Genomic DNA, 24,331 nt, shown 5'->3' with positions numbered 1-24,331 from the left:
CTATATAATTCGGGTCGGTTGTTGTCCACCCTCGGCACACGGCGCGGGCAGGCCCCGCACAGCCGGGCGTGCTATTCGCCGCAGCCGGTGCTGACGCCTACACTCGTGGGCATGATCGCTACGCAGACTGAGGTCACGGAGCTCACCGACATCACGATCCGCCGGATCTCGGTGAGCGACATGGAAAACAACGTGTATCTGCTCACCTCCAAGACCGAGGGCACCCAGGTGCTCATCGACGCCGCCGACGATGCCCGGGCCATTGCCGGGATGGTCGCCGCGGGCTCCGGGGACTGCTCCGACTGGGGCAACCTGCAGCTGATCATCACCACGCACTCGCACTGGGACCACGTGCGCGCGCTGGAGGACGTGGCCACCCACGCCGAGGCCATGACCGCGTGCGGCACCGCGGACGAGGCGGACATCGCCGTGCCCATGGACCTGACCTTCGACAACGGGGACACCGCCGAGCTCGACGGCATCGAGCTGGAGGTCATCGAGCTGCGCGGGCACACGCCGGGATCGATCGCCCTGGTCTACCGGGACCCGGAAGGGCCCGCGCACATCTTCACCGGGGACTCCCTGTTCCCCGGCGGACTGGGGAAGACGAACTCCCCCGAGGACTTCCGCCAGCTCTTCCAGGACGTCACCGAGCGCATCTTCGACCGCTTCGACGACGACACCGTGATCCACCCCGGCCACGGCGAGCCCACCACGCTGGGGGCCGAGCGGCCGCACCTGCGGGAGTGGGAAGAGCGCGGCTGGTGAGCGCCTCTCCCGCGTCCGCTCCGCAGAATGACGCCGCCGCGGGGCGCTCCGAGGACCGCGCCGCCTACGTGGCGGTGCTCGTGTTCCCCCTGCTCGTGCTGGCCGGTGGCGCGGCGGGATACCTCTTCGCACCCGCCGTGCACCAGGCCGCGCCCTGGACGAACCCCCTGCTGGGGCTCGTGATGTTCGGCATGGGGCTGACCCTGCGCCCCGCGGACTTCGCGCTCGTGGCCACCCGGCCCGTGCCGATCCTCGTGGGCGTGATGGCCCAGTACGTGCTGATGCCCGGCATCGCCGTGCTCGTCTCGTGGGCTCTGCAGCTGCCCCCGGAGATCGCGGCGGGCGTGATCCTGGTGGGCTGCGCGCCGGGCGGCACCGCCTCCAACGTGGTCTCCTACCTGGCGCGCGGTGACGTGGCGGTATCGGTGACCATGACGTCCATCTCCACCCTGCTGGCCCCGCTGCTCACTCCCCTGCTGACGCTCTGGCTCGCCGGAGCCTACATGCCCCTCAACGGCGGGTCCATGGCGAAGTCCATCGCCATGGTGGTGCTGCTGCCCGTGCTGGCCGGACTCGTGGTGCGCCTCGTGCTGCCGCGCGTGGTCGCGCGACTGCTCCCGGTCCTGCCGTGGCTGTCCGTGCTCACGATCGCGGTGATCGTGGCCATCGTGGTCTCGGGCTCCGCGGAGAAGATCCTGCAGGCCGGCCTGCTGGTGCTCGTGGCGGTGGCGGTGCACAACGCCCTGGGCATGACCCTGGGGTGGCTCGTGGGCCGGGTGACCGGCCAGCCCGCGCCCGTGCGACGCACCACCGCGATCGAGGTGGGCATGCAGAACTCCGGCCTCGCCGCCGGTCTCGCCGCCCAGTACATGTCGCCGCTGGCCGCGCTGCCCGGCGCGGTGTTCTCGGTGTGGCACAACCTCTCCGGCGCGGTCTTCGCGTTGCTGTGCCGCCGCGCGGACGCACGCACCCCACGCACCGCGGACTGAACCCCGCCCCGGCCTCCCCGGCGCCCCTGCACCGGTCCCGTTCCGGGCGGTGCCACGGGCGACGACGCCGCGGGGCCCGGTGCCCGGCGCCGCACCCCGCGCCCGACTGCGTGTCCGCCCCGGCGGATAGGCTGGCGGGGATGAAACTCCTCGACTCCCTGGCCCCAGACCTCTCCGCCCCCGGTCACCGGTACCTGCGGGGTGACTTCGCGTCCAACCCGCTGAGCGAGGACGAGATCTACGAGGGGTTCCTCGGGTGGATCGCCTCGCGGGACATGGAGCTCTACCCGGCGCAGGACGAGGCCGTGCTGGAGGTGGCGAACGGCTCCAACGTCATCCTGGCCACCCCCACCGGCTCCGGGAAGTCCACCGTGGCCGTGGCCGCGCACTTCGCGGGCCTCGCGCGCGGGCAGCGCTCCTACTACACCGCGCCCATCAAGGCGCTCGTGTCCGAGAAGTTCTTCGACCTCTGCGAAATCTTCGGGGCGGAGAACGTGGGCATGGTCACCGGGGACTCCGCCGTGAACGCGGATGCGCCCATCGTGTGCTGCACCGCCGAGATCCTCGCGAACGTCGCCCTGCGCGAGGGCCGGGACGCAGATCTCGGCCTGGTGGTCATGGACGAGTTCCACTTCTACTCCGACCCCCAGCGCGGGTGGGCGTGGCAGGTGCCGCTCATCGAGCTGCCGCAGGCGCAGTTCCTGCTGATGAGCGCCACCCTGGGGGACGTCACTCGCATCGAGCAGCGGCTCACCGAGACCACGGGTCGGGCCACGTCCCTGGTCTCCTCCGGGGAGCGGCCCATCCCCCTGCACTTCTACTACTCCGAGCGGCCCATCCACGAGGAGCTGGAGGAGCTGCTCACCACCCACCAGGCGCCCGTGTACGTGGTCCACTTCTCGCAGCTGGCGGCCGCGGAGCAGGCGCAGAGCCTGATGTCCGTGGACGTGCTCAGCAAGGAGGAGAAGCAGCGGGTCGCGGAGCTCATCAAGGACTTCCGGTTCTCCGCGGGCTTCGGCAAGACCCTCAACCGGCTCGTGCGCCACGGGATCGGCGTGCACCACGCGGGCATGCTGCCCAAGTACCGCCGGCTCGTGGAGCAGCTGGCGCAGACCGGTCTGCTCAAGGTCATCTGCGGCACGGACACCCTGGGCGTGGGGATCAACGTGCCCATCCGCACGGTGCTGATCACCGCGCTGTCCAAGTACGACGGCCGCCGCACCCGCCGGCTCAGTGCACGCGAGTTCCACCAGATCGCCGGCCGCGCCGGGCGCGCCGGCTACGACACCGCCGGGACCGTGGTGGTCCAGGCCCCCGAGCACGTGATCGAGAACGAGCGCGCCATGGCCAAGGCACGTGCCAAGCACGGCGACGACCAGAAGAAGCTGCGCCAGGTGCCCAAGAAGAAGGCGCCCGAGGGCTTCGTCTCCTGGAGCCGCAAGACCTTCGAGCACCTCGTGGAGGCCACCCCCGAGCAGCTGAGCTCGTCCTTCGCCATCACCCACTCCATGGTGCTCAACATGCTGCAGCGCCCCGGGGACAACATCGCTGCGGGGTACCGGCTGCTCACCGCCGTGGACGAGCCCCGCGCCCGGCAGCGCGCCCTGCTGCGCCACGCCCTGTCCATCCTCAAGGAGCTGCTGCGTGCCGGTGTGGTGGTGCGCCTGCCGGAACCGGACGAGACCGGGCGCCGCTACCGCCTCACGGTGGAGCTGCAGGAGAACTTCGCGCTCAACCAGCCCCTCTCCCCCTTTGCGCTCGCCGCCCTGGGTCTGCTGGACCCCGAGTCCGAGACCTATGCGCTGGACGTGGTCTCGGTCATCGAGGCCACCCTGGAGAAGCCCCGCCAGGTGCTGACCATGCAGGAGAAGAAGGTCAAGGGCGAGGCGCTGGCCGCCATGAAGGCCGAGGGCCTTGAGTACATGGAACGCATGCGCGAGCTGGACGAGATCACCTACCCGCAGCCGCTGAGGGAGCTGCTGGACCAGGCGTTCGAGACCTACCGGGGTTCCGCCCCGTGGGTGTCCCAGTTCGAGCTGTCCCCCAAGGCGATCGTGCGGGACATGTACGAGCGCGCCATGACCTTCGGGGACTACGTGCAGTACTACGGTCTGGCCCGCTCCGAGGGCATCCTGCTGCGCTACCTCTCGGACGCGTACAAGGCCCTGCGCCAGACCGTGCCCGTGGACGCCACCACCGAGACTCTCACGGACCTCGTGGAGTGGCTCGGCGAGAGCATCCGCCAGACCGACAACTCCCTACTGGACGAGTGGGAGAAGCTCGCCTCCGGCGAGGAGTCCCCGTCAGGGACCAGCGCGGACTCCCTGGAGGAGCTCGTGGCGGAACAGCCCGAGGGGGTCACCTCCAACCCCCGGGCCTTCCGCGTGATGGTGCGCAACGCCCTGTTCCAGCGCGTGGAGCTCTTCGCCCAGGAGAAGGAGAAGGTGCTCGGGGCCCTGGACGAGAAGTCCGGCTGGGACCGCGACCGCTGGGCGGATGCCATGGACGCGTACTTCGACGAGTACGAGGACCTCTACACCGACGCCCAGTCCCGTGGCCCCTCCCTGATCCGCATCACCGAGGACCCCGAGGGGCTCCCGGGTTTCTGGACCGTGGTGCAGGTCTTCGACGACCCCGACGGCCACCACGACTGGGGCATCAACGCGCGCATCGACCTGGCGGCCTCCGACGAGGACGGCTTCCCCGCCGTGCTCGTGGACAACGTGGGTCCGGTGACGGACACGGGCCGCTGACGGCCCCACTATGCAGGTGGAACCGCATCTTCACGTACTATGCAGGTGAGACCGCATGAACGAGAGGAGCGGATCGTGTTTGCACTGACCGTGGACCGTCGCGACTCCCGCGCCGACGCCGAATGGCTGGACATGCGTGAGCACCTCGACGCGTGCCGGAGGAACCTCCCCCGCCCGCTCGTGGCGTGGGACATCACCGCCGGGGACGAGCTCCAGGCCCTCTACGACGACGCCGCGCCCGCCCTGCAGGCCGTCCTCGCCCTCGCCGACGCCGGCTCGTGGCACGTGGGTCTCGGCGTCGGGGACGTGGACCGCCCGCTCGCCCAGGCGGCGCGGGAGAACACCGGGGCGGCCTTCGTGGCGGCCCGCGAGGCCGTCCAGGCCGCGAAGGACGCGGGCGGCCCGGCCGTGCGCGGCGGCGAGTGGGCCGAACGCGCGGACGCCCTGCTGGGCCTGCTGTGCGCCGTGCGGGAGCGCCGCACGGACTCGGGTGCCGCCGCCGTGGCCCTGGCCGAGACCGGGATGACCCAGCAGCAGATGGCCAAGCACCTGGGGATCACGCAGTCCTCCGTGTCCCGGCGCCTCGACGCCGCCCTGTGGCATCAGGAGCACGCGGCCCGGGAGGCCCTCACCGCCGTGCTGGAGCTCGCGGACGGCGCCGCGGCGGCACCGCCTCGACGCTCCCCCGCCCGGTCCACGAGCCGGCTGGCCACTTCCACCCCTGTCGAACATGGGCACGGGCACTCCGCGCGGCAGGACGCCCCCGCGCAGACCACCCACGCGGTTTCTTCCCGGGGAGGTACCCCCTCGTGACCCACATCCGCCCGCTCGCCACCGTGGTGCTTCCCCTCGCGCTGGTGCTCGTCACCGTAGCGTGGACGTTCGCCGCCGGAACCGTGCCGCCCACCTGGGCCTTCCCCGCCCTGCTCGTGGCGGGAACCCTGTCCGGGGATCCCGTGGTCCGTGCCGTGTTCGCGTTCGCGGACCTCTCCGCGGTGCGCGCCCAGCCCGGCGAGAGTCCGTGGAACGAGTCCGAGGCCGTGGCCGATCCCGTGGACCCGCCCCTGCGAGGCGGGCTCGTGATCGGCGCGCTCGAACGCGCCGCCGCCATCGTCTCGCTACTCACCGGCATGGTCGCGGGCATCGGGGTGGTCGTGGCCGTCAAGGGTCTCGCGCGCTACGGGGAGTTCACCAACGCGCAGCAGCGCGAGCAGTTCATCATCGGCACCCTGGTCTCGCTGCTGTGGGCCGCGCTGTTCGCGGGGGCGGCCCTGTGGTGCACGACGCCGCCGGGGCCCTCCGCCGGGTAGGTGACGGTTCTCCTCGCGCGTGGGCCGCGCGCTCCTTCCCCGGGTGGGCGACCGACCCCGGGACTGGGCCGTGCGGCGTCGTCGGGCGGTGCAGCGGCCCGGCCGAGGGCCCGCCGCACTGCCAGCCCTGCCGGGACGGACCTCAGCACGGTGGGCTGGCGCGAGCCCCCGGCCCTGTTGCGGCACGGGCATGTGAAGGCCTGGGCCGCTGCGCTAGGCCGGGGACGAGCCTGCCCCGCGGGTGCCGCCCGCGTCGGAAGCGGAGGCGACGTCCGGCGCGGCACCGGAGGTGTCTCCCGCGTCCGGGGACGGCGTGCGCACCGCCCCCGTCTCCTGGAACTCGCGGTGCTGCCCACGGGCCGTTTCGAGCATGTGGCGGAAGCGCGCGCGGTGCTCGATCAGCTCGTTCTTGTGCTTCTCCGAGATCCGCGGGAAGTGGGCCTGCAGTGCGGAAAGCTCCGCCGCAAGCTCGTTGCGCTCGGCCGCGGGGGCGTCGCCCGGCAGGGCCAGGTAGCGCTCCGTGAGCTCCTGGGTACGCTGGATGGTGCGCAGCGCGCGGCCCTTGGGGCTGAGCAGGGACGCGAGGACCGTCACCACCAGCACCCCCACGATCACCGCGAGTGACGTTCCGATCCCGATCTCCACGACGGAGACGTGCTGGCCGTCGTTGATGAACGGCAGGGTGTTCTCGTGCAGCGCGTGCAGGATGAGTTTCACGCCGATGAACGCGAGGATCACGGACAGCCCCCACGAAAGGTAGATCAGCCGGTCCAGCAGCCCGTCGATCAGGAAGTAGAGCTGGCGCAGCCCCATGAGCGAGAACGCCGTGGCCGTGAACACGATGTACGGCTCCTGCGTGAGGCCGAAGATCGCGGGGATCGAGTCGAGGGCGAAGAGGATGTCGGTGCCGCCGATCGCCACCATCACCAGCAGCATGGGGGTCAGCGCGCGCTTGCCGTGGTGCACGGTGAACAGCTTGTCGCCGTCGTAGTGCTCGGTGGTGTGGAACAGCCGCCGGGCCAGGCGCACCACGATGTTGTTGGCGTCGTCCTCCTTGTCCTGCGCGAGCTCCCCCTTGATGAGGTTGCCCGCGGTGAACACGAGGATCAGGCCGAACAGGTAGAACACCCAGGCAAACGCGTTGATCGCGGCCGCGCCCACGAAGATGAACGCCGTGCGGGCCACGAGCGCGAAGACGATGCCGAACAGCAGGACCTTCTGCTGGTCCGCGCGCGGCACCGCGAAGGACCCCATGATGATGAGGAACACGAAGAGGTTGTCCACGGACAGGGCCTTCTCCGTGACGTAGCCGCCGTAGTACTCGGCCATCAGGGTGGGCCCGTCCAGGACCAGGATCACCAGCCCGAACAGCAGGGCGATGCCCACGTAGACCGCGGACCACACCGCGGCCTCTCGGACGGTGGGTTCGTGCGGCGTGCGGACGTGGAAGAGGAAGTCGTAGACCAGCAGGCCCAGGATGAGGGCAATGGTGATGCCCCACTGCAGGGAGGTGATCTCCACGGAAGGGTCTCCTTGTGGGTGTGTGAACCGCACAAGTCTCTCCCCCACGTCCGCCGCACCTCGGGTGGGCGATCTGACGTGGTCCGTGCCCGGCCCGGCGGTGGCGCCGAACGTACTGACGTACACGGAAGGTGAGGGATACTCCCTTGATCGTGGACCATCCTACCGGCTGCGGGAGCTGCCGCCCAGTCCCCCGGTGCAGACGACGGCGCCCCACCGGTTCACCGCCGGTGGGGCGCCAGAGCGCGAGGTGCTGTGCCGGGCGTGCTGCTACTTGCCGCCGTCGGCCTGGGCCAGGCGCTGCTCCCGCAGCCCGTGGGCGCGCTCGAGGAGGTCGCGGTAGCGGGCCTCGGACTCGATGAGCTCGTCCCGGTACTTGGCCTTCACGGAGGGCAGCTGGTCCCGGTACTTCTTCATCTTCTCGGCGGCCTGGGTGCGTTCCTCCAGCGGCGCGGACTCCGGGAGGCTGAGGTAGCGCTCGGACCAGTCCCGCGCGCCGTTGATGATCCGCACCGCCCGGCCCTTGGGGCTGAACAGGGACGCCACGACCGTGAGCACCAGCACCCCCACGATCACCGCGAGCGAGAAGCCCGTGCTGACCTCCACCACGTGCACGGACTGGCCGTCGTTGATAAAGGACAGGGTGTTCTCGTGCAGCGCGTGCAGGATGAGCTTCACGCCGATGAAGCCCAGGATGATGGCCAGGCCCCAGGACAGGTAGATGAGCCGGTCCAGCAGCCCGTCGATCAGGAAGTACAGCTGGCGCAGGCCCATGAGTGAGAACGCCGTGGCCGTGAAGACGATGTAGGTCTCCTGGGTGAGCCCGAAGATCGCGGGGATCGAGTCCAGCGCGAACATGATGTCCGTGAGGCCGATGGCCACCATGACCAGCAGCATGGGGGTCATCATGCGCTTGCCGTCCACCTCGGTGAACAGCTTGTCCCCGTCGTACTCGTCCGTGGTCTTGAGGAAGCGCTTGGCCAGGCGGACCATCACGTTGTTGGCCTCGTCCTCCTCGTCCGCGTCCGTGACCTCACCCTTGACCAGGTTGCCCGCGGTGTAGATCAGGAACAGCCCGAACACGTAGAACAGCGCGGACCAGCGGTTGATCGCCGCGGCACCCACGAAGATGAACAGGGTCCGGGCGATCAGCGCCACGACGATGCCGAACAGCAGGACCTTCTGCTGGTCCGCCCGGGGCACCTTGAACGAGGCCATGATGATCAGGAACACGAACAGGTTGTCCACGGACAGCGCCTGCTCCGTGACGAAGCCGGCGTAGTACTCCGCGGCGAAACCAGGCCCGTCCCAGAAAAGCACGATCAGCCCGAACAGCAGGGCGAGGGACACGTAGAGGCTGGTCCACATGGCCGCTTCCTTGACGGTCGGCTCGTGCGGCTTGCGTGCGTGGAAGATGAAGTCGTAGGCGAGCAGGCCCACGATCACCGCGATGGTGATCCCCCATTGCAGTCCAGAAATCTCCACGGGTACCCCTTAGGCGTGAGAGTGGCAGGGAACAACCCGGGACCGGGCCGTACAGAGCCGCCAGTTTACCCGACGGCTCCCGCCGGTCCCGGGCCGCGTGGCCCGGCTCACGCGTGCCCGGCGTCCTTCATCCGGCGCAGCTCCTTCTTGAGGTCGGCGATCTCGTCCCGCAGCCGCCCGGCGAGCTCGAACTTCAGCTCGGCGGCCGCGTTGCGCATCTGCTCGCTGAGGCTCTCGATGAGCTCCACGAGGTCCTCCGCCGGGGCCGCGGCCACGCCGTCCCGCAGCAGCTTGGACTCGGCCGCAGCGGCCGCGCCGTCCTTCTCGGAGTTCTTTCCCTTGCCGCCCTTGACGGGGGCCGTGTGGTTGTTGGCCGCCGAGCGCTGGGCCAGCAGGGTTTTGGTGTCCTCGTCCTCGCGGGCCAGCTGGTCCGTGATGTCCGCGATCTTCTTGCGCAGGGGCTGGGGGTCGATCCCGTGCTCCGTGTTGTACGCCACCTGGATCTCGCGGCGGCGGTTGGTCTCCTCGATGGCCACGTCCATGGAGCGGGTGATCTTGTCCGCGTACATGTGGACCTCGCCCGAGACGTTGCGGGCGGCACGGCCGATCGTCTGGATCAGGGACGTGGTGGAGCGCAGGAAGCCCTCCTTGTCCGCGTCGAGGATGGCCACGAGGGAGACCTCGGGCAGGTCCAGGCCCTCGCGCAGCAGGTTGATGCCCACGAGCACGTCGAACGTGCCCATGCGCAGCTCCCGCAGCAGCTCCACGCGCTTGAGGGTGTCCACGTCCGAGTGCAGGTACTGGACCTTGACACCGTGCTCCATGAGGTACTCGGTGAGGTCCTCCGCCATGCGCTTGGTCAGGGTGGTCACGAGCACGCGCTCGTCCCGCTCCACGCGCAGCTCGATCTGCTCCAGGAGGTCGTCGATCTGGCCCTTGGTGGGCTTCACGACCACCTGCGGGTCCACGAGTCCCGTGGGGCGGATGATCTGCTCCACCACGGAGTCCACCTTGGACATCTCGTACGGGCCCGGGGTGGCGGACATGTACATGGCCTGCCCGATCCGCTCCAGGAACTCCCCCCACTTCAGGGGCCGGTTGTCCATGGCGGAGGGCAGGCGGAAGCCGTGGTCCACCAGTGTGCGCTTGCGGGACATATCCCCCTCGTACATGCCGCCGATCTGCGGCACGGTCACGTGGGACTCGTCGATGATCAGCAGGAAGTCGTCCGGGAAGTAGTCCAGCAGGCAGTGCGGGGCGGAGCCACGCGGGCGGCCGTCGATGTGCAGCGAGTAGTTCTCGATGCCGTTGCAGTAGCCCATCTGCTCCATCATCTCGAGGTCGTACTGCGTGCGCATGCGCAGCCGCTGGGCCTCCACGAGCTTGTTCTGGGACTCGAGCTCCTGCAGCCGCTCCTGCAGCTCCTGCTGGATGGACTCGATGGCGGTGGCCATCCGCTCCGCGCCGGCCACGTAGTGGGAGGCCGGGAACACGTACATCTCCTGCTCCTCGTTGATGACCTCCCCGGTGAGCGGGTGCAGGGTGTAGATGGCCTCGATCTCGTCCCCGAAGAACTCGATGCGCAACGCGTTCTCCTCGTACATGGGGATGATCTCCACGGTGTCACCGCGCACGCGGAACGTGCCACGGTGAAAGTCGACGTCGTTGCGCACGTACTGCATGTTCACGAACTGGCGCAGCAGAGCGTCCCGGTCCATCTCCTGGCCCACGGCCAGGGTGACCATCTGCTTGACGTACTCCTCGGGCGTGCCCAGGCCGTAGATGCACGAGACGGTGGAGACCACCACGGTGTCCCGACGGGTCAGCAGCGCGTTGGTGGCGGAGTGGCGCAGCCGCTCGACCTCCTCGTTGATCGAGGAGTCCTTCTCGATGAAGGTGTCCGTCTGCGGGACGTAGGCCTCCGGCTGGTAGTAGTCGTAGTAGGAGACGAAGTACTCCACGGCGTTGTTCGGCAGCAGCTCCCGCAGCTCGTTGGCCAGCTGCGCGGCGAGCGTCTTGTTCTGCACGAGCAGCAGCGTGGGCCGCTGCACGGCCTCGATCAGCCACGCCGCCGTGGCGGACTTGCCGGTGCCCGTGGCGCCCATGAGCACCACGTCCTTCTCCCCGCCCTGGATGCGTTCGGAGAGCTCCGCGATGGCCTTCGGCTGGTCCCCGGCGGGCTGGAACTCCGAGACGACCTCGAACGGGGCGACCACACGGTTGATCTTCTGGGCGAGCGACATGGCATCAGCGTACGCGCGCCCTCAGACACGCACGACGACGCCGCACGGCCGCCCGGGAACCCCACCGCACCCGGGCGTGCTCCACCCCCGCGAGCCGGTCCACGGCCTCGGCTCGGGCTCCACCGGCCGAGCGGCACAGGGCGAGCCCCACAGGTCGGGCCGGCCCACCCAGCGCCACGGCGGGTCAGCGGCGGCCGCGGTGCGGGCGGCGGATCAGCCCGTCTCCTCCGCCCACCACTGCCGGACCTGGCGCTCCAGCTCCTGCGGGGTCCCGGAGTTGTCGAACACCGTGGTGGCCACGGCGCGGCGCTGCGCGTCCGAGGCCTGGGCGGCGATGCGGCGGCGTGCGTCGTCCGGGTCCATCCCGCGGTCGGCGACCATGCGGCGGACCCGCTCGGCCTCGGGGGCCTCGACCACCAGCACGCGGTCCATGTCCGCGTGCTGGCCGGTCTCCACGAGCAGCGGGATGTCCTGCACGAGCACGCCCCCCGGCGGCACGTCGGCCGCGAGCCGCGCGGCCTCGGCGCGCACGAGGGGGTGCATGATGGCGTTGAGCTCCGCGAGCTTGGCCTCGTCCGCGAACACGATCCCCGCCAGCGCCGCGCGGTCCAGGCGACCGGTGGCCGCGTCCACCACGGTGTCGCCGAAGTGCTCGACCACGGCCTCGTAGCCGTCCTCACCCGGTTCCTGCAGCCGGCGCGCGATCGCGTCCGCGTCCACCACGACGGCCCCGAGCTCCGCGAGGCAGCGGGAGACGGTCGACTTCCCGGAGGCGATGCCCCCGGTGAGCCCCACGCGCAGCACGTCAGTGCGCCCCGGGCGTGCGAACGGCGTCGTCATTGTCGGTGGCCTCCTTCGGTTCGTCCTCGTCGAGCACCGGGCGGACGACGTCCTCCCAGATCTCGCGCACCTGCTCACGGACCCGCTCGACGCCGTCGTCGTTGACGATCACGCGGTCGGCGACCTCGCGGGTCTCGTCGTCGGAGGGCGCCTGGTCCACGATCTCCCACGCGACGTCCGCGGGCACGCCCTCGTCCCGGCGCAGGCGCTGCACGCGCTCCTCCGCCGGGGCCGCGACGGCCACCACGAGGTCGAAGCGGTCCCGCTGCTCGGTCTCCAGGGGGTCCCGCAGCACCTGGACCATCACGCGGTCGGGCCCGGCCTCGCGGGCACGACGCCGCGCGGACTCCCGCATGTGGGGCATCAGCAGCTCGTGGGCGCGCGCCCGGACGGTGTCGTTGCCGGCCATCAGCTCGTCCAGGGCGTCCATGGTCTCGGCGGCGTCCGCCCCCGGGCCCGTGGGCAGCTGCTCACCGAAGATGCGGTCCACCTCCGCGCGGGTCTCCGTGCCGGACTCCAGCAGCTCCCGCCACATCTCCGCGCTGTCGAGCATGACCGCGCCGAGCTCCTCGAACGCGTGGGCGGCGGTGCGCTTGCCCGCCGAGGCGCCGCCCGTGAGGGCGAGCTGGAACACCGGGCGCCCCTCCTGCTCGCGCTGCCAGTGCCACGTGCGCGGCTGGTGGGTGTCGTGCTCGGGCTCGGTGCCCACCTCGTACTCGGGGCGGATCACGAACTCGGACACCGCCGAGGTGTCCTCCTGCGCCCGGCGGTGGTACTCCTCCGCGGGCAGCACGCGCTTCCACTGCCGGGTGCGCATGGGCCGCGCGGTGCCGGCGTCCTGGCGCAGCGCCTGCAGCAGCATCACCGCCTGCAGCACCTCGAGGACCATCACCGGGGCGCCGATCACGATGATGACCTCCTGCAGGGCGTTGAGCCCGTTCTCGCCCGAGGTCACCACGATGGCCATGCACACCGCGCCCACAGCGAGGGTCCAGAAGATCCGCTGGCGCCGCGGTGCCTCGTCCTCGTGGCCGTTGGCCATGGCGTCCATCACCAGGGCCCCGGAGTCGATCGAGGTGATGAAGAAGACGGTGATCACGATCAGCGCCACGATCGCCGTGACCGCGAACCACGGCATGGACTGCAGGAACTGGAACAGGGCCGCCTCCGCGTTGCCCTGCGTGACGATGGTCTCCGTGAGGCTGCCCTCGGTGCCGGGGGCGCGGTCCACGCGGATCGCGTTGTAGCCGTAGATCCCCATCCAGACCACCACGAACGCGGACGGCACGCCCAGCACGCCCACCACGAACTCGCGGATGGTGCGCCCGCGGGAGATCTTGGCCACGAACATGCCCACGAACGGCGCCCACGTGACGGTCCAGGCCCAGTAGAAGACGGTCCAGTCCCCGGACCACTGGCCGCCGCCGAAGGTGTCGTTGAAGAACGCGAGCGTGGGCAGCTGGTTCACGTAGCTGCCCGCGGACTCCACGACCGCGCGCATCGTGTCCATGCTGGCCCCGGCCATGAGCACGAACAGCATGAGCGCCACGGCCAGGATGATGTTGGCGTAGGACAGCCGCTTGACGCCCTTGTCCATGCCCGCGAGCACGGACGCCAGGCCCACCGCCGTGATCAGTGCGATGATCACGGCCTGGATCCACCCGGCCATGGGGATCCCGTACACGTACGTGAGACCACTGTTGATCTGCAGGGCCCCGAGGCCCACGGAGACCGCGAGCCCGAACACGGTGGCCACAATGGAGAGGATGTCGATGGCCTTGCCCCACGGCCCGTGGATGCCGTCACCGAGCAGGGGGTGGAACGCGGAGGACACGCGCGGCGGGAGCTTGCGCTTGTACGTGAAGTACCCGAACGCCAGCCCCGGCACGGCCAGGATCACCCACATGTGCAGCCCGAAGTGGAAGTTGGCGATGTTCAGCGCCTCCACGGCCGCTTGGTCGGAACCCGGCTCCGTGCCGTACATGGGCGGGTTGGCGTAGTGGTTGATCGGCTCGGCCACTCCCCAGAACATAAGTACCGCGCCCACGCCCGCGGCGAAGAGCATCCCGAACCAGGTGAGGCCGGAGTACGCGGGTGAGGAGTCGTCGTCGCCGATCCGGACGCGCCCGTAGCGGCTCACCGCGAGGCCGAGCGCGAAGATCACGAGGGCGGTCACGCTGAACGTGTAGAACCACCCCGTCTGGTAGCGCAGCACGTGGGCCACCGCCCCGAAGATCCCCTGCACCGGTCCGGGGAACAGCCCCATGGCCGCGGTGAACACCACCACCAGCGCCGCGGAGACGAAGAAGATGGAGGGCGTGGTGCGGAGCCCGAGTCGGTCGTGGAGGCGGTTGAGCACGGAGCTTGCGCTTTCGGTCGGGGTCGAGTGGGCGTGACGGTCGCCGCACGGGCGGCCGACCTCACTGTAGCGGCACCACCGTCCCCGGTCCGAGTCCGTCCGCACCGTGGGACGGGACCGCCCGTGACCGGAACCACCCCGCGCCGTGCCGGGGCGGCGGGCTCGTAGACTGGCGGGGTGTCCCCCGAACCAGCCACCGAGCAGTCCGCCCGAGACCTCGCCTTCTACACGGTGCTCCGAGCCGGGTCCGGCCACCGTGCCGAGCTGGAGATCAAGAAGTCCCGGTTCCTGGCCGTGCTGCACCGCACGGACACCGAGGACGCCGCCCGGGAGGCCGTCGCGGAGGTCGCGGCCCAGCACCGTGACGCCCGGCACCACTGCACCGCGTTCGTGCTGGGTGCCTCCCGCGGGACCACCCGCTCCTCCGACGACGGTGAACCCGCCGGCACCGCGGGCATCCCCATGCTGCAGGCGCTCACGCAGTTCGCGACCCCGCAGCAGCGGGCCGGGGGGCACCCGGGTGACCTCTCGGACGTCACCGCCGTGGTGGTGCGCTGGTTCGGTGGCGTGAAGCTGGGGGCGGGAGGGCTGGTGCGCGCCTACTCCGCCGCAGTGACCGCCGCGCTCGAGACCGCCCCGCTGCGCCGTCGGCTGCGCTGCCGGGAGCTGAGCTTCACGGCCCCGCACGCGGACGCCGGGCGCGTGGAGGCGGAGATCCGCGCCCACGGCTACACCGTGCTGCCCACCGACTACGACGCCGCCCGGGCCACCCTGCGCGTGCTCGTCCCGGACCGCGCCGACGACCTCGCCGACGCCCGCGACGGCCTGGCCGGAATCACCTCCGGGCGCGCGGACGTGCTCGACGGCGCCCCGCAATGGCGGGACCTGCCCCTGGAGTGAACCCGCCCCGGACGATCCGGGAGCCCTCCTCGCAAACCCCGTGGCGGGTGTGCTCCGGCAGGGCGGTCAATGCAGAAGGTCCCGCACCCCTTCCGGGGTGCGGGACCTTCCGTCACGCGTCAGCGTCCCTCACAGGACGCCGTCACGCGGTGCTCAGTGACCGGTGAGCTTCTCGCGCAGAGCGGCGAGGGCCTCGTCGGACGCGAGCGTGCCGGAGTCCTCGGCCGGAGCCTCGGACGAGTAGCTCGTGGGACCGGAGGAGTGGCTCTGCGATGCCGGGGAGGACGAGGAAGAGGACGAGGTGGTCGCCGCCTCCTGGTCATCCTGGATGTGCTTGCGCACCTGCTCCTTGTGGGCCTCCCAGCGGGACTGGGCCTGAGCGTACTGCTCCTCCCATGCCGCGCGCTGCTCCTCGTAGCCCTCGATCCACTCGTTGGTCTCGGGATCGAAGCCCTCGGGGTACTTGTAGTTGCCCTGCTCGTCGTACTCGGCGGCCATGCCGTACTGGGCGGGATCGAACTCGGTGGACTCCGGGTCCACGCCCTCGTTGGCCTGCTTCAGGGACAGCGAGATGCGGCGGCGGTCCAGGTCGATGTCGATGACCTTGACGAACAGCTCCTCGTTGACGGAGACGACCTGTTCGGCCATGTCCACGTGGCGCTGGGCCAGCTCGGAGATGTGCACCAGGCCCTCGATGCCGTCCTCGACGCGCACGAACGCACCGAAGGGAACCAGCTTGGTGACCTTGCCCGGCACGACCTGACCCAGGGCGTGGGTGCGGGCGAACAGCTGCCAGGGATCCTCCTGGGTGGCCTTGAGGGACAGGGACACGCGCTCGCGGTCCATGTCCACGTCGAGGACCTCCACGGTGACTTCCTGACCCACCTCGACGACCTCGGAGGGGTGGTCGATGTGCTTCCAGGAGAGCTCGGAGACGTGCACGAGGCCGTCCACGCCACCGAGGTCCACGAACGCACCGAAGTTGACGATCGAGGAGACGGTGCCGGTGCGGACCTGGCCCTTCTGCAGCTGCTGCAGGAAGTTGGCGCGCACCTCGGACTGGGTCTGCTCGAGCCAGGCACGGCGGGACAGCACCACGTTGTTGCGGTTCTTGTCGAGCTCGATGATCTTGGCCTCGAGCTGCTGGCCGATGTACGGCGCGAGGTCGCGGACGCGGCGCATCTCCACGAGGGAGGCGGGCAGGAAGCCGCGCAGGCCGATGTCCAGGATGAGGCCGCCCTTGACGACCTCGATGACGGTGCCGGTGACGACGCCGTCGTCTTCCTTGATCTTCTCGATGTCGCCCCACGCACGCTCGTACTGGGCGCGCTTCTTGGAGAGGATCAGGCGGCCTTCCTTGTCCTCCTTGGGGAGGACCAGAGCCTCCACCTCGTCACCCACGGCCACGACATCGTCGGGGTTGATGTCGTGCTTGATGGACAGCTCGCGCGAGGGGATGACACCTTCGGTCTTGTACCCGATGTCCAGGAGGACCTCGTCGCGGTCAACCTTGACGACGGTGCCTTCCACGAGGTCGCCGTCGTTGAAGTACTTGATGGTCGCGTCGACAGCGGCGAGGAAGTCCTCTTCCGTTCCGATGTCGTTGACGGCAACCTGCTGGGTGGTGGTGGTCATGTAGTAGGGACTCCGATGGAATTGGTCTGATGGATTGTCACTCCCGCGGCCGACCCGAGGGGCACGGCGCGGCGGAAGAGTAGAGCTCAGTGTAGGCGTGCGAAAACACGCACCGACCCAGTCTAGTGCTGGGCCGGTGCGGGTTCAAGCCTGCGGGACTCAGAACGGGGAGATGCAGTACGGCTCCGCCGGGGTGCTCATGAGGTCCTGCAGATCGCGCAGGGCGGCCTCGTCCCGCACGCGCAGCAGACCGGCGTCGTGCAGCGTGGACGCCTTGACGGCGCCGAGGTACAGCGAGCCGAGCAGGTCCACGGTGAGGGCGGCGTCGACGCCCTCGGGCAGCTCCACCGCGGGCAGAGAGCTGTCCGCGCGGTAGTCGTCGGTGCGCGGGCGGTCCGCCACGCGCTCGACCCGAGGCTGTGCACCCGTGGTGTCGATCGCGTAGATCCCGTCCGCGAAGCCCAGGGAGTCCACCACGGACAGGGTCATCCGCCGGTGGGCCGTGTAGCCGCGGGCGGACAGGGCGGCCACGGGGTCGAGGATCCGCAGCCACACGCGGTCCGAGCGCTTGTGCACCGTGTAGGCGGACATGTCCACCATGCCCCACATCAGGGGGTCCTCGATGGGTGCGGAGCCGTAGCGGACCTCCGTGACCAGGTCCAGGTTGCACAGGAACTCCCACAGGGCGATCCGCGCCCGGGGATTCGCGCCCACGAGGTCCACGACCTCCAGGGTTCCCTCGTAGCCCTGGGTGGGTAGGAACTTGTAGCTCACGTAGCCGTCCGGCTCACCCTGCTGGTCGTAGTGCACGGCGGTGCGCACCTCGGGCTCCGCGGCCCCCTTGTGCCAGTTCCACTGCCCCGAGACGTAGTCCCACCACTTGACGGTGCGCGTGAGCGAGCCCGCGGTGGAGCGGTGGAAGCGCTCGAAGATCTCCGGCGCCAGCCGCGCCACGGCCAGGTTGTCCGCCATCTCCACCGATCCCACGGTGGGTGCCTTGAGCTGCAGCCGGGTGTGGGCGTCCACCGTGATCTCGGCGTTGAAGGTGGCCGCGCCGAAGCCGAAGCGGCCGTAGATCGTGGCCTCAGAGGCCGTCAGGGCGGCCAGTGGGAAACCGGCCTCGTGCGCCTCGGTGAGGTCCTGCGTCATGAGCCGGCGCAGCAGGCCGCGGCGCGCGTGCGTGGGGCGCACCGTCACCTCGGAGATCAGCCACGCGGGGATGCTGCGCCCCTCCCCCAGGGTCAGCTCGGAGTCCCACGAGCAGAACGTGGCCACGGGCCGTTCCGCCCCGAGGGCCGCGGGCGGGACCGGGTCCGCGGTGTACACCGAGCGCAACCGGGTGCCCGCCGCCCGCAGGGAGCGCAGGATCCGCCGGGTGGCCTCGTCCGTGGGCTCGGAGTCGTGGAAACCCTGGTACACGGCGCGGTTCCACTGCACTGCCTCGGGGTTGTCCGCGAGCGAGCCCTCCCCCACGTGGAACCGCCGCAGCGTGTAGGTGTTGCCCCGTGCGCTGTGGGTGGTCTCGACGGGCTGGTCCTGCGGGGGTGTGGTGCTCATGGTGCTCCTTCGTTCCGTGCACCGGTCCCGGGGTTCCTCCCACGCGGGGGAGTAACCGTTCGGGGCCGTAGGGGTCTCGGGGGGTGCGGTGCCCGGCAGCGGGGTCAGCGTGCCGAGCCGCTCGCGGGGGCGGGGTCAGTGCGCCGCCTGGTGCCACGTGCGGCCGGTGCCCACGTTGACGTCCAGCGGGACGGTGAGCTCCGCGGCCCCGGCCATCTCGGTGCGCAGGATCCGCTCCACCTCCTCGCGCTCACCGGGGGCCACCTCCACGATGAGCTCGTCGTGGACCTGCAGCAGCACGCGGGAGCGCAGCTGCCCGTCCCTCAGCGCGCGGTCCACGCCGATCATCGCCTTCTTGATGATGTCCGCGGCCGAGCCCTGGATGGGGGCGTTCAGGGCCATGCGCTCGGCGGCCTGGCGGGCCTGGCGGTTATCGCTCGTGAGGTCCGGGAGGTAGCGGCGGCGGCCGTCGATGGTCTCGGTGTAGCCCTTGGAGCGGGCCTCCTCCACGACGCCGCGCAGGAAGTCCCGCACGCCCCCGAAGCGCTCGAAGTAGCCGCTCATCATGGTCCGGGCCTCGTCCACCCCGATGTGCAGCTGCTGAGAGAGTCCGTAGGAGCTCAGCCCGTAGACGAGGCCATAGCTCATGGCCTTGACCTTGGAGCGCATCTGCGGGGTGACGTCCTCCGGGGCCACGTCGAACACGCGGGAGCCCACGAAGCGGTGCAGGTCCTCACCGCCGCGGAAGGCCTCGATGAGCCCCTCGTCCCCGGACAGGTGCGCCATGATGCGCATCTCGATCTGCGAGTAGTCGGCAGTCATCAGGCACTCGAAGGGCCCCTGGGTGTCCTCCCCCACGACGAAGACGTCTCGGATGCGCTGGCCCTGCTCGGTGCGCACCGGGATGTTCTGCAGGTTGGGCCCGGTGGAGGACAGCCGCCCGGTGGCCGCCACCGTCTGCTGGTAGGTGGTGTGGATGCGCCCGTCCTCGGCAATGGCGTCCCGCAGTCCGGCCACGATCTGCTTGAGCTTGGAGTACTCGCGCCAGTTCATGAGCGCCACGAGGAAGCGTGACCCGGCGGTGTCCGGGGAGACCTTGCCGATCAGGTCCGCGACGGCCGAGGCGTCCGTGGTGTAGCCGGTCTTGGTCTTCTTGGTCTTGGGCAGGCCGAGCTCGTCGAACATCACGGCCTGCAGCTGCTTGGTGGAGCCCAGGTTGACCTCGTGGTCGATCTGGGCCTGGGCCTGCTCGAACGCCTGGTCGATGGGGTGCTGCAGGTCCTCGAACAGGACGTCGATCCCCGGGCGGTCCATGGCGATCCCCGTGGCCTCCATGCGGGCGAGGATCACGGCGAGCGGCATCTCGAGCTCGGTGAGCAGCCCCAACTGCCCGTCCGCCTCGAGCAGTGCCCGCAGGTGCTCGCTCAGTTCGCGGCACGCCCGCCCCAGCGTGGCCTCACGGACCAGCACGGCGTCGCTGACACCGCCGAGCGCGTCCTCGTCCTCCAGTGCGAGCGCGGTCTGTCCGTGCGCGTCCGCGCCGCCGGTGCTCTCCTCGGCGGCCGGGACCTCGACCTCCAGGTGCTGGGCCAGCTGCGACTCCAGCTCGTAGGAGCGCAGGGCCGGGCGCACGAGGTAGCCCGAGAGCTGGACGTCGTCCACCACCCCGGCCAGCACGATGCCCCGCTGGATCAGCCCGTGGTAGAGGTCCTTGAGGCCGTCCACGACCTTGGCCGCGGTGGTGTCTCCGAGCCACTGCTCCACGGCGCGGGTCAGCTCCTGGTCGGCGGCCACGAGGTCCAGGGCCGCGCCCGTGGTGCCCGTGAGCACCAGGGCGGTGACCTCCTCGCCCGAGGGCGCCTTGGGGTCCGCGCTCAGCCGGCGCACGACGACGGGTGCGTCCTGGTCCTGCGCCTCGAGCCAGTCGGCGAACTCCGGGGCGGTGTGCACCCGGGTGACGTCCGTGACGGGGGCGAGCGCGGCGACGTCGTCCCCGGAGGTCTGCGCTGCGAAGGCCTCGAGCAGACGACCGCGCAGCTGGGAGCCGAACTCGAGCTCGTCGAAGACCTCCGCCACGCGCTCCGCGTGCGCCTTTGGCAGGGCCGTCGCGGAGAGGTCGATCTCGAGGGGCAGGTCCGTGACCAGGCGGTTGAGCTTGCGGTTGCGGCGCACGAGCTCCTCGTTCTCGCGCAGCGCCTCGCCCTTCTTGCCGGTGATCTGCCCGGCGTGCTCCAGCAGCGAGTCCACGGGGCCGTAGGCGGTGATCCACTTGGCGGCGAACCCGGGACCGACGCCCGGGACACCCGGGAGATTGTCCGCGGTCTCCCCCGTGAGCGCCGCGAGGTCCGGGTAGTTCTGGGGAGCCACCTTGTACTTCTCGTACACGGCGGCCGCGTCCATCCGGCGCAGGTCCGAGGGCGTGCGACCGGGGTAGACCACGGTGACGTGGTCGGTGATCATCTGGAACGCGTCACGGTCCCCGGAGAACACGAGGACCTCGAAGTCCTCGGCCGCGGCGCGGGAGGCGAGCGTGGCCAGGACGTCGTCCGCCTCGTGCCCCTCCATGGTGACGATCGGCACGCCCAGGGCCTCGAGGACGCGCTGGATGTTGGGAACCTGGCCGTGGAACTCCTCGGGGGTCTCGTCACGGCCGCCCTTGTACTCCCCGTACTCCTGGGAGCGCAGCGTGGGACCCTCGAGGTCGAAGGAAACCACCAGGTGGGTGGGCTTCTCCTCCCGCACCAGCTTGACCATGGTGTTCACGAAGCCGTAGACGCCCTCGGTGTGCACCCCCTCGGAGGTGACGAAGCCCGGGCCGTTGCCGTATTCCGCCGCACGGGAGAGCGCGAAGAAGGCGCGGAACGCCAGGGAGTGGCCGTCGATGAGCAGCAGCCGCTTCTCCGGGCGGGACACCGGCTCGGGCAGGGGCACCTGCTGCGGGGCGTCGGTCTTCTCGCCGATCACCACCGTGCGGGGTGCGCTCGGATCCTGGCTGGGCTGCTGGCTCGTCTCGGTCACGCCCCCATCCTAGGGGCAGCCCCGGACAGGCACGGGCGCTTCGCCTCAGGCCACCTGGTTGATGATGGCCTCCGCGACCTCGCGCATGGACAGCCGGCGGTCCATCGAGGTCTTCTGGATCCAGCGGAACGCCTCGGGCTCGGAGAGGCCCATCTTGGTCTGCAGCAGGGACTTGGCCCGTTCCACGAGCTTGCGGGTGGCGAACTGCTCCTTCATGTCCGCGACCTCGTTCTCGAGCGCGGCGATCTCCTCGAAACGCGACATCGCAATCTCGATGGCCGGCACCACGTCGTCGACCGTGAAGGGCTTGACCACGTACGCCATGGCCCCGGCCTCCCGGGCGCGCTCCACGAGCTCGCGCTGGCTGAACGCGGTCAGCAGGACCACGGGGGCGATCCGGTCCGCGGCGATCTGCTCGGCCGCGGTGATCCCGTCCATCACGGGCATCTTCACGTCCATGAGCACGAGGTCCGGGCGGTGCTCGGTGGCCAGGGCGACGGCGCGCTCACCGTTCTCGGCCTGCGCCACCACGCGGTAGCCGGCGTCCTCGAGCATCTCCACGATGTCCATGCGGATCAGGGCCTCGTCCTCGGCGACCACCACGGTCCGGGGGGTGGCGCCGGTGGTGTCCGCGCCGGACGCGGCCTGCGCGGAGACGGAGTCGCGAGTCTCGGCGTGGGGTTCGGATGCACTGGGGTCAGGTGCGGGGGATTCGGGTGCGTGGGGCGTATCCGTCACGGGCACTCCTCGGTTCGGGGGTCGTCTGCCTGCTCTCGACACCGAATCCAACCACGTGAGCGGCCTGGGCACCCCGTGAGACACGGCACAGTGCGGTCTCCGGCGGGGTCATCGGGCGCACCCGGTGTCCCCCTCATGCTAGACCCCGTCGTGTATGCTGTGAGCCGCGCGGGGCCGGGACCCCCGGTCCTCCGCGCTCCAGGGCCGCCCGACGGCGACCCCGCCCCAGCCCAAGTGGCGGAATCGGCAGACGCGCCGCACTCAAAATGCGGTATGGAAACATGTGTGGGTTCGAGTCCCACCTTGGGCACCGCGAACGACCCGGTCAGAGCACCGCGAGAACGGCCCCGTTGACACGGGGCCGTTCGTCGTCGACACGCCCCCGTGCCCCCCGCCCTCGCTGCGCCGCGCGGTGCGGCACCCGCCGTAAGGCGCCTGCAACGGCCGACGGCGCGGGGTGCCGGTCCCGAAGAACCGCACCCCGCGCCGTCGTCACGCCCCGGAGGGCTCAGCCGATCACGGCTCGCGCCAGGAGGCCGAGCCCGGCAGGCTCAGGCCCCACGGACGGATGCCCTCGTGCGGCTCGCGCTGCGGGGCCTCCCCCGCGTCCTGGAGGTCGCCCACGCGGTGGACCTTGACCAGGTTGGTGGAACCGGCGTGCCCGGGGGGCGAACCGGCGCAGATGACCACCATGTCCTCGGTGTCCGCGAGGTCGTACTCGAGGAGGTAGTGGTCCACCTGGCGCGTCATGTCGTCGGTGTGCTCCACGCGGTCCACGCGGATGGGCTGCACGCCCCACAGCAGCTGCAGCCAGGACTGCACGCTCTTCTCGGGCGTGAAGGCGAGGATCGGGCGGTCCGGGCGCAGCCGGGACAGCCGCCGGGCCGAGTCACCGGACTGGGTGAACGTGCAGATGTAGCTCACGTCCAGCTGCCGGGCGATCGTCACCGCGGCGCGGGTGATCGCGCCGCCGCGGGTGCGGGGCTCGGTGCCCAGCGGGGGCATGCGGTCCATGCCCTCGGTCTCGGTGGCCTCGATGATGCTGGCCATGGTCTCGAGCGTCTTGATGGGGTACTTGCCCACCGAGGTCTCACCCGAGAGCATCACGGCGTCGGCGCCGTCGAGCACCGCGTTCGCGCAGTCCGAGGCCTCCGCGCGCGTGGGGCGGGGGTTGTCGATCATGGACTCGAGCACCTGGGTGGCCACGATCACGGGCTTGGCCCAGCGCCGGGCCAGCTCGATGGCGCGCTTCTGCACGATCGGCACCGCCTCCAGCGGCAGCTCCACGCCGAGGTCCCCGCGGGCGACCATGATGCCGTCGAACGCGTCGATGATCTCGTGCAGGGCGTCCACGGCCTGGGGCTTCTCGATCTTGGCGATCACGGGGATCTTGCGCCCCTCCTCCGCCATGATCTCGTGCACGCGGGTGATGTCCTCGGCGTTGCGCACGAAGGACAGCGCAATGATGTCGACGCCGCGCTGCAGGGCCCAGCGCAGGTCCGCCTCGTCCTTCCCGCTCAGGGCGGGAACGTTCACGGCCACGCCCGGCAGGTTGATGCCCTTGTGGTCGGACACGGTCCCGGGGACCACCACCTCCGTGGTGACGTCCGTGTCGGTCACGGCCGTGGCGCGCAGGGCCACCTTGCCGTCGTCGATCAGCAGCGGGTCCCCCACGGACACGTCCCCGGGCAGGCCCTTGTGGGTCGTGGAGCAGCGCTCCCGGGTGCCCGGCACGTCCTCCACGGTGATGGTGAAGGTGTCCCCCACCGCGAGGTCGTGGGGCCCGTCAGAGAAGCTGCCGAGGCGGATCTTGGGGCCCTGCAGGTCCGCGAGGATGGCCACGGTGGCACCGAGCTCCTCGCTCGCGCGTCGCAGGTTCTCGTAGGACGCGCTGTGCACGGAGTGGTCCCCGTGGCTCATGTTCAGCCGCGCGACGTTCATTCCGGCCTGGATGGCCCGGGTGATGTTCTCGTGGGACGAGATGGCGGGGCCGATGGTGGCAACGATCTTCGCTCGACGCATGTGGTGACTCCCTTTCGGAGAGCGGATGGCTGGCACACACGGAAGAAGCGGCCGGGCCGGGCAGCCCACGCTGCTCGGCCGCGGCCGCTTCGCCGATGTTGCTCCCCAGCCTAGCAATCCGGGCGGGTCGGCGGTATGAGCGGACACATGTCCCGGTGGTTCCTGGCTCACACCCGGGGGACGCCCGGGCCAC

General features: G+C 70.4%; 16 protein-coding genes and 1 tRNA gene. 7 read left to right on the top strand and 10 right to left on the bottom strand.

The window, feature by feature from the left end; translation table 11 throughout:
- The first annotated feature begins 111 nt into the window (after window positions 1-111).
- The 5 genes from KRH_RS05880 to KRH_RS05860 all read left to right on the top strand — a co-directional run bounded on the left by KRH_RS05880 (window position 112) and on the right by KRH_RS05860 (window position 5,820).
- On the top strand, window positions 112-768 hold the full coding sequence (locus tag KRH_RS05880; protein WP_041297581.1) for an MBL fold metallo-hydrolase: 657 nt from the start codon (window positions 112-114) through the stop codon (window positions 766-768).
- Entirely contained in the window at window positions 765-1,757 is a 993-nt protein-coding gene (locus tag KRH_RS05875; RefSeq protein WP_012398267.1) for a bile acid:sodium symporter family protein, read from the top strand. Before KRH_RS05880 ends, KRH_RS05875 begins: the two co-directional genes overlap by 4 nt.
- Before the next feature lie 140 nt (window positions 1,758-1,897).
- On the top strand, window positions 1,898-4,510 hold the full coding sequence (locus tag KRH_RS05870) for a DEAD/DEAH box helicase (protein ID WP_012398266.1): 2,613 nt from the start codon (window positions 1,898-1,900) through the stop codon (window positions 4,508-4,510).
- Window positions 4,511-4,585: 75 nt separating this feature from the next.
- Window positions 4,586-5,323 carry a transcriptional regulator gene (locus KRH_RS05865; protein ID WP_012398265.1) on the top strand — a complete coding sequence of 246 codons (738 nt, stop codon included), beginning with the start codon at window positions 4,586-4,588 and terminating at the stop codon, window positions 5,321-5,323.
- A complete protein-coding gene (locus KRH_RS05860; protein WP_012398264.1) occupies window positions 5,320-5,820 on the top strand; it encodes a hypothetical protein in 501 nt (166 codons plus the stop codon). Before KRH_RS05865 ends, KRH_RS05860 begins: the two co-directional genes overlap by 4 nt.
- 213 nt (window positions 5,821-6,033) lie before the next feature.
- Here the strand turns inward: KRH_RS05860 and KRH_RS05855 are convergent, their stop codons facing one another.
- The 5 genes from KRH_RS05855 to KRH_RS05835 form a co-directional block, all read right to left on the bottom strand.
- Window positions 6,034-7,341 (bottom strand): TerC/Alx family metal homeostasis membrane protein, encoded by a 1,308-nt coding sequence (locus KRH_RS05855; RefSeq protein WP_012398263.1) that lies wholly within the window; start codon window positions 7,339-7,341, stop codon window positions 6,034-6,036.
- A 270-nt stretch (window positions 7,342-7,611) separates the two neighbouring features.
- Window positions 7,612-8,826 carry a TerC family protein gene (locus tag KRH_RS05850; RefSeq protein WP_012398262.1) on the bottom strand — a complete coding sequence of 405 codons (1,215 nt, stop codon included), beginning with the start codon at window positions 8,824-8,826 and terminating at the stop codon, window positions 7,612-7,614.
- 107 nt (window positions 8,827-8,933) lie between these two features.
- The gene (gene uvrB / locus KRH_RS05845; RefSeq protein WP_012398261.1) at window positions 8,934-11,069 is read right to left on the bottom strand and encodes an excinuclease ABC subunit UvrB; all 2,136 of its coding nucleotides are present in this window, start codon (window positions 11,067-11,069) and stop codon (window positions 8,934-8,936) included.
- 213 nt (window positions 11,070-11,282) lie between these two features.
- Entirely contained in the window at window positions 11,283-11,909 is a 627-nt protein-coding gene (gene coaE / locus KRH_RS05840) for a dephospho-CoA kinase (protein ID WP_050738045.1), read from the bottom strand.
- Window positions 11,875-14,268 carry a dephospho-CoA kinase gene (locus tag KRH_RS05835; protein ID WP_050738044.1) on the bottom strand — a complete coding sequence of 798 codons (2,394 nt, stop codon included), beginning with the start codon at window positions 14,266-14,268 and terminating at the stop codon, window positions 11,875-11,877. The genes coaE and KRH_RS05835 overlap by 35 nt, the downstream gene beginning before the upstream one ends.
- A 177-nt stretch (window positions 14,269-14,445) precedes the next feature.
- Between KRH_RS05835 and KRH_RS05830 the strand changes: the two genes are divergently transcribed.
- Complete coding sequence (locus KRH_RS05830) at window positions 14,446-15,168, top strand: IMPACT family protein (RefSeq protein ID WP_105590522.1); 723 nt, start codon at window positions 14,446-14,448, stop codon at window positions 15,166-15,168.
- A 153-nt stretch (window positions 15,169-15,321) separates the two neighbouring features.
- Here the strand turns inward: KRH_RS05830 and rpsA are convergent, their stop codons facing one another.
- The 4 genes from rpsA to KRH_RS05810 all read right to left on the bottom strand — a co-directional run bounded on the left by rpsA (window position 15,322) and on the right by KRH_RS05810 (window position 21,981).
- Entirely contained in the window at window positions 15,322-16,803 is a 1,482-nt protein-coding gene (gene rpsA, locus KRH_RS05825) for a 30S ribosomal protein S1 (RefSeq protein WP_012398257.1), read from the bottom strand.
- A gap of 159 nt (window positions 16,804-16,962) precedes the next feature.
- Window positions 16,963-18,360, bottom strand: a complete 1,398-nt coding sequence (locus tag KRH_RS05820) for a GNAT family N-acetyltransferase (RefSeq protein WP_012398256.1) — start codon at window positions 18,358-18,360, stop codon at window positions 16,963-16,965.
- A gap of 135 nt (window positions 18,361-18,495) precedes the next feature.
- The gene (polA, locus tag KRH_RS05815) at window positions 18,496-21,378 is read right to left on the bottom strand and encodes a DNA polymerase I (protein ID WP_012398255.1); all 2,883 of its coding nucleotides are present in this window, start codon (window positions 21,376-21,378) and stop codon (window positions 18,496-18,498) included.
- 45 nt (window positions 21,379-21,423) lie between these two features.
- Window positions 21,424-21,981, bottom strand: a complete 558-nt coding sequence (locus KRH_RS05810; RefSeq protein ID WP_050738108.1) for an ANTAR domain-containing response regulator — start codon at window positions 21,979-21,981, stop codon at window positions 21,424-21,426.
- Between the two features lie 363 nt (window positions 21,982-22,344).
- Here KRH_RS05810 and KRH_RS05805 point away from each other — a divergent pair.
- A tRNA-Leu gene (locus tag KRH_RS05805) sits at window positions 22,345-22,426 on the top strand.
- Between the two features lie 206 nt (window positions 22,427-22,632).
- Here the strand turns inward: KRH_RS05805 and pyk are convergent.
- Window positions 22,633-24,138 (bottom strand): pyruvate kinase, encoded by a 1,506-nt coding sequence (pyk, locus tag KRH_RS05800; RefSeq protein WP_012398253.1) that lies wholly within the window; start codon window positions 24,136-24,138, stop codon window positions 22,633-22,635.
- Between the last annotated feature and the right edge of the window lie 193 nt (window positions 24,139-24,331).

It is taken from the genome of Kocuria rhizophila DC2201 (assembly GCF_000010285.1).
Classification (GTDB): Bacteria; Actinomycetota; Actinomycetes; order Actinomycetales; family Micrococcaceae; genus Kocuria; species Kocuria rhizophila_A.
The sequence above is the reverse complement of the archived record's forward strand: the minus strand, read 5'-3'. Positions and strand labels throughout refer to the sequence as shown.

Coding starts and splice junctions, on each gene's coding strand:
- KRH_RS05880 (WP_041297581.1), top strand. CDS start 112: ATGATCGCTACGCAGACTGAGGTCACGGAGCTCACCGACATCACGATC.
- KRH_RS05870 (WP_012398266.1), top strand. CDS start 1,898: ATGAAACTCCTCGACTCCCTGGCCCCAGACCTCTCCGCCCCCGGTCAC.
- uvrB (WP_012398261.1), bottom strand. CDS start 11,069: ATGTCGCTCGCCCAGAAGATCAACCGTGTGGTCGCCCCGTTCGAGGTC.
- coaE (WP_050738045.1), bottom strand. CDS start 11,909: ATGACGACGCCGTTCGCACGCCCGGGGCGCACTGACGTGCTGCGCGTG.
- rpsA (WP_012398257.1), bottom strand. CDS start 16,803: ATGACCACCACCACCCAGCAGGTTGCCGTCAACGACATCGGAACGGAA.
- KRH_RS05820 (WP_012398256.1), bottom strand. CDS start 18,360: ATGAGCACCACACCCCCGCAGGACCAGCCCGTCGAGACCACCCACAGC.
- pyk (WP_012398253.1), bottom strand. CDS start 24,138: ATGCGTCGAGCGAAGATCGTTGCCACCATCGGCCCCGCCATCTCGTCC.